The sequence below is a fragment of the Micromonospora sp. DT43 genome, from assembly GCF_049841645.1.
Taxonomy (GTDB): Bacteria; Actinomycetota; Actinomycetes; order Mycobacteriales; family Micromonosporaceae; genus Micromonospora.
Genome location: NZ_JBNCKR010000015.1, coordinates 165,523 through 176,812, shown reverse-complemented (window position 1 = coordinate 176,812; position 11,290 = coordinate 165,523). Strand labels below are relative to the sequence as shown.

Here is an 11,290-nt window from a genome sequence, read left to right as displayed (position 1 = left end):
ACGTCACCACACCAGGCCTCGCCACCAGCACCTCCACCACAACCAAGATCAGTTGCACTGAAGCCTAGAAACCACCCCGATGTGGTCGGCAATAACTTCATGATCAACAGGGGGTGGTGGGGGTTAGATCAGGCGGAGTTGGCGGTCCTTGGGGCGGCGTGGTTCGGTTTCGCCGAACCGCTCGAACAGGCCCGGGTCGATCGTGGCGAGGAACGGCGACGGCGCGCAGTCGCGTTCCGCGCCGTGGCGGGTGCGGCGGGCGGCGTGGCTGACGTACAGCCGGTCCTGGGCCCTGGTCAGGCCGACGAAGAAGAGCCGACGCTCCTCGGCGACCGCGTCCTCGTCCGGCGTCGAGCCCGGCCAGCGCAGCGGCAGCAGCCCGTCCTCGACGCCGACCAGGAAGACCACCGGGAACTCGAGGCCCTTCGCGGCGTGCAGGGTGAGCAGGGTGACCGCCTCGGCGCGCGGGTCGAGCGCGTCCACCTCCGCGCCGGTGGCCAGCTGCGACAGGAACGTCTCCAGGTCGTCCCCGCAGCGGCGGGCCAGCGGGGTCAGCAGGTCCACCGCCGAGCGGACGTCGTCGGGGCGGACGGTGCTGCCGGCGCCGTCCAGGGTGGGCACCGCGAACCGTTCGGCGACCACCTGGCCGGCCAGGCGCACCCGGGCGGCCAGCGAGCCGGCCAGCCCGTCGGCGTGCCGCAGCTCGCGGGCGATGGCCGCCACGCCGGGCCGGTCCCGCAGGCGGTCGTGCGAGCGCTTCTGCACCGGGATGTTGGCCCGGGTCAGGGCGTCCACGATCGGAGCGGCCTGCGCGTCGGTGCGGTACAGCACGGCGATGTCGGAGAACGACAGCGAGGTGGATCGGCCGTCGATCCGGCCCGAGTCCAGCGAACGGTGGGACAGGCCGCCGACCAGATCGTCGACGGTACGCACCACGAAGTCAGCCTCCTCGGCGACGGACGCCGCCGGGTACCGCCCGACGAGCGGGGCCTCCGGGTCCAGCCGCGCCGGGTCCAGCCGCCGCCCCCGGACCAGCGAGGACGGCGCGATGGCCTGCACGGCGGCGGCCAGGATCGGGGCCGACGAGCGGTAGTTACGGTTGAGCCGGACCAGCCGGGCGTCCGTGAAGTCCTGCGAGAAACGCAGGAAGTAGCCGACGTCGGCGCCCCGGAACGAGTAGATCGCCTGGTCCGGGTCACCGATCGCGCAGAGGTTGCCGTCGGCGGGGCTGAGCAGGCGCAGCAGCTCGTACTGCACGGCGTCGACGTCCTGGTACTCGTCGACGAAGATCCACCGCCAACGGTCCCGGTACCGCTCGACCAGCTTGCGGTCGGCCCGCAGCAGCTCCACCGGAAGGCTCACCAGCTCGTCCAGGTCGACCAGGTCCTGCTTGCGTAGCAGCGCCGTGTAGGCGGCGAGATCGTCGCCCGCCTCCGAGCGAGCCGCCGCCCGCTCGGCGTCGTCGGCGATCCGGAACCCGGCCGGCAGGCCGGCCGCGTCCGCGTTCTCCCGCAGGATGGTCAACCCCAGCGCGTGGAACGTGCCCACTGTGACGTCCTCGGCGACCGGGCCGAGCAGCCCGTCGAGGCGGTGGCGCAGCTCCTCGGCCGCCCGTCGGGTGAAGGTGATCGCGAGGCAGTGCTCGGGAAAGACGTTCAGCTCCGCGCACAGGTACGCGATCCGGTGGGTGAGCGTCCGGGTCTTGCCGGTGCCCGGACCGGCCACGATGAGCAGCGGCCCACCGGGCGCGGACGCTGCCACCCTCTGCATGGCGTCCAGCCTGTCCAGCAGGCCGGTGCCGACCTCCTCCATCCCGGAGAGCATCGGCTCGAATGGCTCGTGCGGTGACGGCGGCGCCGCGATCGGCGGCGCGGGCGCCGGCTTGCGCTTCGGCTCCGCCTTGGTCGCCGCCGGGCGCTTGACCATGGCCTTCGCCGCCGGCTCCGGGGGTCGCCGCTGCGCCGGCACGGGTACGTCGAAGAGCGTCTCCTGTGCCGTGCCCGCGCCCGTGCCCGTGCCCAGCTCCGCCGGGTCGAACAGGGTGATCACCCCGTACTCGCCGTCGTAACCCGGCACCCTGCGTACGTCGCCGCGCCGCAATCGTCCGATGCCCTCCGCGAGTAGCTCGCCGCCGACCTGCGCGATGTCCGACAACTGCGTCGTGGTCAGGATCTCCAACTCGGGGCCGAGGGCGGCGAGCAGCTCGTTGAGTCGGCCCTCGACCTTCTTCGAGCGGGCGCCCACCTTGTTGATCTCGCCAAGGATCTCGGCGAGCGGCACCAGGTGGGTGACGTCCCGGGCGTGCGCCGGCCGGTGCCCCTCGGGGCGGTCGGCCAGCTCCTCGATCCTGCTGAGAACGCCCACGGTGAGGGGCTTACCGCACTCGGGGCAGCGCCCGCCGGCCGCCCGGGTGCGCTCCGGGGTCCAGTTGACGCCGCAGAGCCGGTGCCCGTCCGCGTGGTACTTGCCCTCCTCCGGGAAGAACTCGATGGTGCCGGCCAGTCCGTCGCCGGTACGCAGCGCCTCCCGGACGGCGAAGTAGTTCCGCTCGGCGGTCAGCACTGTCGCCTCCCGGCCCAGCGCCGGTGGCGAGTGCGCGTCCGAGTTGGAGACGAGCTGGTAGCCGTCCAGGCTGCCGACGCGCCAGTTCATGGCCGGGTCGGACGAGAGGCCGGTCTCCACCGCGAAGATGTGCTCGGCCAGGTCGGCATAGCAGTCGGCGATCGCGTCGAAGCCGGACTTCGAGCCCAGCGCGGAGAACCACGGCGTCCAGATGTGCGCCGGGACGAGATAGCCGTCCGGGCTCGCCTCCAGGGTGATCTCCAGCAGGTCCCGCGAGTCCAGGCCGAGGATCGGTCGACCGTCGGAGCCGAGGTTGCCGATCCGACCGAGCGCGGTGTTGAACCGGGCCACCGACTCCAGGTCGGGCAGGTAGATCAGGTGGTGGACCTTGCGGGTCCGGTCGTCCCGCTTGTAGATGGTGGAGATCTCCACGCTCAGCATGAACCGGACCGCGTCCGCGTCGGTCGTGCCGGCGAGTCGCGGCGGCAGTCGGCGGGCGATGTCGCGTTCCGCCTCCGGGTCGAGCCGGTAGAGGCCCGGCTCGGCCGGCCGCAGCGTCTCGGCGAGATGGTCGTACCAGGCGGGGTGGGTGAAGTCGCCGGTGCCGAGCAGGGCGATGCCCTTGCGCCGCGCCCACCATCCGAGAGTCGGCAACGTCAGGTCACGACTGCACGCGCGCGAGTACTTCGAGTGAATGTGCAGGTCCGCGACGAAGGGCGGTAGGCCACCGGGGGGTACGGCGCTGAACGGGGGCACGCCGCATCCTGTCACGCCCGCCGCGCCGGCCGCCTTCCGCCACGCGCGGACGTGACGTCCGCTATGCCGAGCGCAACTCGACGAGGCTGATCTGCGGCTTGGCGCCCACCCGCACCGGCGGGCCCCAGAAACCGGCGCCGTTTGTCACGTAGACCTTCGTGCCGTCGACCTCGCCGAGACCGCTGACCACCGGCTGCGCCAGGCCGACGACCAGGTTGAACGGCACCACCTGCCCACCGTGGGTGTGCCCGGAGAGTTGCAGGTCCACGCCGTAGCGGGCGGCCTCCTTCGCGGCGAGGGGCTGGTGCGCGAGCAGGACGACCGGGCGACTCGGATCGCGGTCACCGAGGGCGGCGGCGAAGTCCGGCCCGGCGGCGAGGCCGGTGCCCGCCGGGTCCGCGTCCAGGTCGTTCACACCGGCCAGGTCGAGCACGCCGCCCCGGGCCTGGATCTCCTGCCGACGGTTCTGCAGCACCCGCAGGCCGAGACGGTCCACCTCCTGGACCCACTCCTCCACCCCCGAGTAGTACTCGTGGTTGCCGGTGACGAAGAAGTTGCCGTACCGAGAACGCAGGTCACGAAGCGGCGCGGCGGCCGGGCCCAGCTCGGCGACCGAGCCGTCGACGAGGTCACCGACGACCGCTACCAGGTCCGCGTCGAGACGGTTGATCGCGGCGACGATCCGCTCGGTGTGCGCGCGCCCGCGCAGGGGGCCGAGGTGGATGTCCGAAACGGTGGCGATGCGCAGGCCGTCCATGCTGCGCGGGAGCTTGCTCAGCGGGATCTGCACCCGGTCGAGTTGGGGCGGGCCGAGAGCCGTGCGGACGCCGTACCCCGTGATGCCGGTGGCGGTGAGGCCGGCGAAGATGGCGGCGCCGCGGGCCAGCAGCAGACGGCGGGCCGGGTCGTGATCCGGCGCCGTGACGGCGCCGGTGGCCGGCGGATCGGCGGGCCCGGCGGCGCCGACCAGCACCGGCTCGGGCGCGGCGGTGGTCGGCTCGGCGGCGGTCACCCGGCGGCGCAGCACGAGCCGGGCAACGAGCATCGGCACTTCCAGCACGACGAGCGTGACCAGCAGGTAGAACATCACCGCAAGCCACAGGTAACCGGGCCAGGCCAGCCAGTAGAGGCCGGCCTGCGTGCCGACGAGGGTGGCCGGCACGAGGACCGCCAGCACCAGGGCGGCGATCCCGCCGGCCCGTCGCCAGCGACCCGGCGTGGTGGTGTCCCGGATGAGGCGCTTCCACAGGTAGAGGTGGATGAGACCGGTGACCAGCGCCAGGACGCCCATGAACCCCAGAACCGCCAGCATGTGTGCGCCCCCCTCAGCCGCCCGCGAACGGGGGCAGGACATCGATCGTGGCCCCGCCCGGCAGGGGTGCCCGACGATCATGACAGGCGACGCCGTCCACGAGGTAACTGGCCACCCGCAGGACGGCGGCGAGCCGGTCGCCGTGCCGCTGGGCCAACTCGGTGGTGAGGTCGTCGAGTGACCGGCCGGCGGCTGTGACCTCCTCGGCGCGGCCGGCGGCGGCGCGCGCACCGGCGAAGTAGCGGACGGTAAGCGGTCTCGGCTCCACGGGTCAACCTCCGATCGCGGACATCGGACGGGTCGGCTGGAGGAAGGTGGGATCGTCGATGCCGTGCCCGGCGCGCTTGCCCCACATCGCGGTACGCCACCGCTGCGCCACCTCGTCGTCGGTCGCGCCGCCGCGCAGCGCCGCCCGCAGGTCGGACTCCTCGGTGGCGAACAGGCAGGCGCGGATCTGGCCGTCGGCGGTCAGCCGGGTGCGGTCACAGTCGCCGCAGAAGGGCCGGGTCACGCTGGCGATCACGCCGACCCGGGCCGGGCCGCCGTCGACCAACCAGGTCTCGGCGGGTGCCGCGCCGCGCTCGGTCGGGTCAGGACTGAGATCGAATTGGGTACGCAGGGAGGCCAGGATCTCCTCGGCGGTGACCATCGTGCTCCGGTCCCAGCCGTGCTGCGCGTCCAGCGGCATCTGCTCGATGATCCGCAGCTGGTAGCCGTGGTCGAGCGCGAAGCGGAGCAGCGCGGGCGCTTCGTCCTCGTTGACGCCACGCATCAACACCGAATTGATCTTCACGGGGTCGAGCCCGGCGGCGGCCGCACCGGCGAGCCCCGCCAGCACCGCGTCGAGGCGGGGACGGCGGGTGAGCTGGGTGAACCGGGCCGGGTCAAGCGTGTCCAGCGAGACGTTCACCCGGTCCAGGCCGGCAGTGCGCAGCGCGGGCGCCAGCCGGTCCAGACCGATGCCGTTCGTGGTGAGCGAGATCCGTGGGCGGGGGTCGAGCGCGGCGACCGCTGTCACGATGCCCAGCAACCCGGGCCGGATCAGCGGCTCCCCGCCGGTGAACCGCACCTCGGTCACGCCGAGCCGGTCGACGGCCACCCGGACCAGCCGGACGATCTCCTCGTCGGTGAGCAGCTCCGGACCGGCCAACCAGGGCAGGCCCTCGGCCGGCATGCAGTACGTGCAGCGCAGATTGCACTTGTCGGTGAGGGACACGCGCAGGTCCCGCGCGACACGGCCGTACCTGTCGACAAGGACACCGTCGGTCTGCGGGGCGACACTCACCGGTCGACCGTAGCGCGCTCGACGCTGCCCAGGGCGGCTCGGGCGAGTTCGACGACCGCATCGCGGTAGCCCGCACCGAACAGCGCGGTGTGCACGAGCAGCAGATGCAGCTGGTGCAGCGGCACCCGAGCGCGCCAACCGTCGGCCAACGGCCAACTCTCCCGGTAGGCGGCCAGCACCCGATCCAGGTGCGTGACACCGCCGAACAGCGCCAGTTGGGCGAGGTCGGTCTCGCGGTGCCCGCCGTGCGCCGCCGGGTCGACCAGCCAGGCCCGCTCGTCGACGCCCCACAGCACGTTGCCCGGCCACAGGTCGCCGTGGATCCGCGCCGGTGGCTCGTCTCCGCCGAACTCGCCGACCCGGTCGATCACCTGCTCGACAAGCTCGGCATCGGCGCTGCCGAGGGCGCCGCCGTCGACCGACAGCCGCAGGTAGGGGGCGAGTCGGCGCCGGCCGAACCACGTCGACCAGGGACCGTCGTCGGGGGTGTTGTCCTGCTCGATCGCGCCGATGAAGCCGGCCCAGGCCGCACCGAAGGTCGGCGCGCCGGCCCGGTGCAGGCCGGCGAGCTCCCGACCGAAGCGTTCGGCCGCCTCCGGCGTCGGCTCGCCGGGCTCGACCCAGTCGAGCGCCAAGAGGTCTGGCAACGCCACGATCACCTCGGGTACGCCTATCGCGTCGGCCTCCCGTAGCCAGCGCAGCCCGGCGGCCTCGGCGGCGAAGAAGCCCTCGGGCACCGGCCGGTCGGCCCGCTCCGGCCAGGACTTGGCGAAGACCGAGTGACCGTCGTCCAGGGTGAGCCGGGCGGCGGCGCAGATGTTTCCCCCGGCGACCGGCGTCTCGCGGAGTCGCTGATGGGTGCGGAACGTCGGCAGGTGTGCCGGGTGCGCGCGCAGGTACGCCAGGTCCATCAGCGCACGGTAGCCGCTGCCGACGACACCGCGGTGTCGTGTGGGCACATCGAAACGCGTCCACCTGCATGAATACGCTCTGTAATTGTGGATAAGCCGCGTGTCATCCACAGGGGCGGCGCGGCCGGGTGGGCCCGCCGCAGGCTGCCGGCATGACCTCGACCGAACGTGTGAAGCTCTCCGTCCGCTCACCCGCCGACCTGCTCGCCGCCGTGCCGTACCTGCTCGGCTTCCATCCCGCCGACAGCGTGGTCGCGGTGGCCCTGCGCGGCCGGCAGATCATCTTCGCCGCCCGCGCCGACCTGCCCGATCCTGCGACGGACCCGCTCGACCGCGCCCGGCACCTGGCCGGGGTGATCCATCGACAGGGCGCGGAGGCCGCCACCGTCGTGGGTTACGGGCCGCCCGACCGGGTCACTCCGAGCGTGGACGCGGTGCGGGCGGCCCTGACCGGCGTCGGCCTGGAGGTGCTCGACGCGCTGCGGGTGACCGACGGCCGGTGGTGGTCCTACCTGTGCACCGAGGCGGACTGCTGCCCACCCGAGGGCCGGCACTACGACCCGACGGCCAATCCGGTGACCGCGTCGGCCGTGTTCGCCGGTCAGGTCGCGCTGCCCGACCGGGCGGCCCTCGCGGCGCAGGTGTCGCCGGTGGACGGCCCGGCCCGCGATGCGCTGCACGCGGCCACCGTGCGTGCCGAACGGCGACTTGTCGAGCTGCTCGAGCAGGCGCCCGCGAGCGACCTGCTCGGCGGGCGGGCACTGCGCTCCGCCGGTGTCGCGGCGGTCCGCGAGGCGCAACGCAGGCAGCGGCGCGGTGAGCGGCTCGACGACGACGAGGTGGCCTGGTTGAGCCTGCTGCTGGGTCACCTGCCGGTGCGGGACCATGCCTGGGAGCGCACCGACGGTCGTGACCGGGACATCGCCCTCTGGACCGACGTGCTGCGCCGGGCCGAGCCGGAGCTGACCGCCGCTCCGGGCGCGTTGTTGGCGTTCGCGGCCTGGCGAGCGGGGCAGGGGGCGCTGGCGGCGGTCGCGCTGGAGCGCACGCTGGGCCTGCACCCCGACTACTCGCTGGCCCTGCTCCTGGACGACCTGCTCCGGCGCGGTGTACCGCCGTCCGAGCTGGACGGCTGGCCGTCGGTCGGGATGCCCGGCGTGGTCCGCTCCCGCAAGCGGAGGCGACGTGGCCGCCGCTGACCGGCCCGCCCGGACGCTCGGTGATACCGCTTTCATGGAACTTGGGGCATCCCCGCTACCGGGATACCCCGATATCAGCGAACCCGAGTCGATCAAACTTCAATCGTCCAGTCCGTCGACCCGCGAGACCCCAGACCTGCGACAGCTTGTCAGGCCGGCTGGTCGACAGTGATCCTCTGCGGGCCGGCGTAGACGTTCATGGTTCGGCCGCGCAGGAAGCCGACAAGAGTCATGCCCGCCTCCTCGGCCAGCTCGACGGCCAGGGTGCTCGGCGCGGACACCGCGGCCAGCAGCGGCAGACCGGCCATCCACGCCTTCTGGGTCAGCTCGAAGCTGGCCCGGCCGGACACCAGCAGCACGTGCCCGGCCAGCGGCAGCCGGCGCTCTCGCACCGCCCAGCCGATCACCTTGTCCACGGCGTTGTGCCTGCCCACGTCCTCCCGTAGCACCACCAGTTCACCGGCCGGGCTGAACAGGCCCGCCGCGTGCAACCCGCCGGTGCGGTCGAAGGCGCGCTGGGCGGCGCGCAACCGGTCGGGCAGTTCGGCGAGGAGGGCGGCCGGCACGGTGAGCGGGTCAGCCGTGACGTCGAACAGCGACCGCGTCCGGATCGCGTCGATGCTCGCCTTGCCGCACACACCGCAGGAACTGGTGGTGTAGAAGTTCCGGGACGGGTCGGTGGTCGGTTCCGGCACGCCGGGGGCGAGCACCACGTCCACCACGTTGTACGTGTTCGGAGTCTCCGCGCCGGCGCAGAGCTGGGCGGTCAGCACATCGTCTGTCGACCGGATCAGCCCCTCGGTCAGCAGGAATCCGATCGCCAGGTCCAGATCGTCACCGGGGGTGCGCATGGTGACAGCCAAGGGCTTCCGGCGGCCGGGGCCGGCCGCGCCGACCCGGACCTCCAGCGGCTCCTCCACCGCCAGGGTGTCCGGCCGTCGGACGGCTGCGCGCCCGTCGGCCGTCGCGTCCAGGTCGATCCGCAGTACGCCCCGTCGGTCAGTCGCCCGTCCCATCCCGCCATCCTGCACCCCACCCCGGCCAACCCGCACGGCCGCCGGTCACCAGGCACCCGCCAGCGCGCGCCGTACGGCCGTCGCTACGGCTACCGTGACCGGGTGGGGACGTACGCCGCCGTGGTGCTCGCGGGTGGAGCCGCCCGACGGATGGGCGGGGTGGACAAGCCCGCGCTTCCGGTCGGTGGCCTGTCGATGCGTGACCGGGTGCTGGCCGCCGTGGGCGATGCCGCGCCACGTGTGCTGGTCGGGCCGGGTGACGACGTTCCGGACGGCGTACGGGTCACCCGCGAGGATCCTCCCGGCGGCGGGCCGGTCGCCGCGACGGCGGCCGGGCTGGCACTGCTCGACCCCGACACGACGCTTGTCGCGTTGCTCGCCGCCGACCTTCCACTGCTCACCCGCGCCGCGATCGGCGACCTGCTCACCCACCTCAATCCGGCCGGCGACGGGGTGTGCTTCGTCGACGCGGACGGCCGGCGGCAGTCGCTGTGCGGAGTGTGGCGGGTCGCCGCGCTGCGGGCCGGGCTGGCCCGGCTCGCCACCGAGCGGGGCGGCAGCCTGGCCGGCGCTCCGGTACGGGGACTGTTGGCCGGTCTCGCCGTCCGCGAGGTGCCGTGGGCCGGTGACGGTCCGCCGCCGTGGTTCGACTGCGACACTCACGAGGACGTACGCCGGGCTGAGGAGTGGGTGCGATGACGGTGCTGGACGACTGGGTCACGGCAGCCTGTGCCGAGGTGGGTCTGGACCCGACCGAGGTGCCGGTGTCGGCGGTGCTGGACCTGGCCCGCGATGTCGCCCACCAGGTGCTGCGGCCCGGGGCGCCGGTCACCGCGTACCTGCTCGGGTTGGCAGTCGGCAGGGGTGCCGATCCGGCGGACGCTGCGGCCCGGCTCAGCGCCCTCGCGGCCGACTGGCCGGTCCGGCTGGGCGCCGACCCCGACGATCCCACCGCCCCGTCCGACGATCCCACCACCTGACCCGCCGATCCCACCACCTGACCGGCCCGGCAGCTAGCCCCGCGACGAGGCCGTCGGAACGGCGAGTGGACGGACGGCCGCCGGCGGCCGGTGTCCGATGCCGGTCCGGGCTGATTCGACGCCCGGACGGCGTGGGTAGGGTGATCGTGACGGACGGAGGCGATCATGACGGCTGACCACCCCTCGGCGCCGGACGGTGAGCCCGACGGCACATCCGAGCCGGCGGAGTCGATCCTGCTCGACGAGCCAAGCACCACCGACCTGCGCGCCAAGGTGACGGAGGCATGGCGGGAGTTCGCCCGGATGCTCGCCCTGCGGCTGCGGGAGCTGCCCGCCGGCGCGCACCTCGAACTGACCCTCGATCCCACCGCCTCCGGTACGGGTGATGCCGTCTACTCGATAAGCGTCGACGTGACCGACGACGGCGGGCTCTCCGCTCGGGCCGTCGGCAACGCCGCCCTGCCGCAGGGCTACCGGCTGGACCGTGCCGCGGTGGCGGACATGGTGGCGCTGGGCTGGTCACCGCCCGGTGTGGTGGCCGGCTCCGGCGGCTCGTTCGGGCTGGACGGTACGACGGCGGAGGCAGCCCGGATCGCCCCGCTGCTGTCCCGCACCTTGCGCGACGTGTACGGCGCCCCGCACCCGGCCTTCCTCGTGTACGTGGTCAACGACGCCGAGGGTGAGCCGTTGACGGTGGAGCCGCTGGGCACCGCGCGCAGCGAGTTCGGGCCGGACTCCGACGTCGAGGGTGACCTGGAGGAGGCGCTGGCCGAGGCGGCCGCGGCGCAGACCGAGCGGGACGACGTGCTCGATCTGGCGGACCGCGTCCGCACTGTGGTGTCCACGATGCTGAAGTCCGACGCCGAGCGCCTGCAGATCGACTCGGACGGTGACATCACCATCCGGGCCGGTTCGGCGATGGTCTTCGTGCGGGTGCGGGACAATCCGCCCCTGGTGGACGTCTTCTCCCCGGTGCTCACCGAGGTGGAGCCGACCGAACGGCTCTACGTCAAGCTGTCGGAGTTGACCAACCGGATGCCGATCGGTCGCCTCTACTGCGCGGACGACACGGTCTGGGCCTCCATCCCGGTCTTCGGCCGCAACTTCCAGGCCACCCACCTCATGCTTGCGGTGCAGGTGATGACCGGCCTCGCCGACGAGCTGGACGACCGCCTGCACGGCGAGTTCGGTGGCAAGCGGTTCTTCGGTGAGGGTGACAAGCCGGTCCGGCGCGACGAGTCGGAGCCCCGCACCGGCATGTACCTGTAG

General features: G+C 73.1%; 10 protein-coding genes. 4 read left to right on the top strand and 6 right to left on the bottom strand.

Going from position 1 to position 11,290, the window contains the following annotated elements:
* Window positions 1–123: 123 nt before the first annotated feature.
* The 5 genes from ACLQ26_RS28275 to ACLQ26_RS28255 all read right to left on the bottom strand — a co-directional run bounded on the left by ACLQ26_RS28275 (window position 124) and on the right by ACLQ26_RS28255 (window position 6,826).
* Complete coding sequence (locus ACLQ26_RS28275; protein ID WP_425747373.1) at window positions 124–3,318, bottom strand: UvrD-helicase domain-containing protein; 3,195 nt, start codon at window positions 3,316–3,318, stop codon at window positions 124–126.
* Between the two features lie 61 nt (window positions 3,319–3,379).
* A complete protein-coding gene (locus ACLQ26_RS28270; protein WP_425747372.1) occupies window positions 3,380–4,630 on the bottom strand; it encodes a metallophosphoesterase in 1,251 nt (416 codons plus the stop codon).
* 13 nt (window positions 4,631–4,643) lie between these two features.
* Window positions 4,644–4,898, bottom strand: a complete 255-nt coding sequence (locus ACLQ26_RS28265; protein ID WP_425747371.1) for a MoaD/ThiS family protein — start codon at window positions 4,896–4,898, stop codon at window positions 4,644–4,646.
* A 3-nt stretch (window positions 4,899–4,901) separates the two neighbouring features.
* Complete coding sequence (moaA, locus tag ACLQ26_RS28260; protein ID WP_425747370.1) at window positions 4,902–5,915, bottom strand: GTP 3',8-cyclase MoaA; 1,014 nt, start codon at window positions 5,913–5,915, stop codon at window positions 4,902–4,904.
* The gene (locus tag ACLQ26_RS28255; RefSeq protein ID WP_425747369.1) at window positions 5,912–6,826 is read right to left on the bottom strand and encodes a fructosamine kinase family protein; all 915 of its coding nucleotides are present in this window, start codon (window positions 6,824–6,826) and stop codon (window positions 5,912–5,914) included. Before ACLQ26_RS28255 ends, moaA begins: the two co-directional genes overlap by 4 nt.
* A 152-nt stretch (window positions 6,827–6,978) precedes the next feature.
* Between ACLQ26_RS28255 and ACLQ26_RS28250 the strand changes: the two genes are divergently transcribed.
* On the top strand, window positions 6,979–8,025 hold the full coding sequence (locus tag ACLQ26_RS28250) for a DUF4192 domain-containing protein (RefSeq protein ID WP_425747368.1): 1,047 nt from the start codon (window positions 6,979–6,981) through the stop codon (window positions 8,023–8,025).
* Between the two features lie 149 nt (window positions 8,026–8,174).
* Here ACLQ26_RS28250 and fdhD read toward each other — a convergent pair whose 3' ends face one another.
* On the bottom strand, window positions 8,175–9,041 hold the full coding sequence (fdhD, locus tag ACLQ26_RS28245) for a formate dehydrogenase accessory sulfurtransferase FdhD (RefSeq protein WP_425747367.1): 867 nt from the start codon (window positions 9,039–9,041) through the stop codon (window positions 8,175–8,177).
* Window positions 9,042–9,143: 102 nt separating this feature from the next.
* Between fdhD and mobA the strand changes: the two genes are divergently transcribed.
* The 3 genes from mobA (at window position 9,144) to ACLQ26_RS28230 (ending at window position 11,290) form a co-directional block, all read left to right on the top strand.
* Complete coding sequence (gene mobA / locus ACLQ26_RS28240; RefSeq protein ID WP_425747365.1) at window positions 9,144–9,740, top strand: molybdenum cofactor guanylyltransferase; 597 nt, start codon at window positions 9,144–9,146, stop codon at window positions 9,738–9,740.
* Window positions 9,737–10,021, top strand: a complete 285-nt coding sequence (locus tag ACLQ26_RS28235) for a DUF6457 domain-containing protein (protein WP_425747364.1) — start codon at window positions 9,737–9,739, stop codon at window positions 10,019–10,021. The genes mobA and ACLQ26_RS28235 overlap by 4 nt, the downstream gene beginning before the upstream one ends.
* Before the next feature lie 165 nt (window positions 10,022–10,186).
* Window positions 10,187–11,290 carry a T3SS (YopN, CesT) and YbjN peptide-binding chaperone 1 gene (locus ACLQ26_RS28230; protein WP_425747363.1) on the top strand — a complete coding sequence of 368 codons (1,104 nt, stop codon included), beginning with the start codon at window positions 10,187–10,189 and terminating at the stop codon, window positions 11,288–11,290.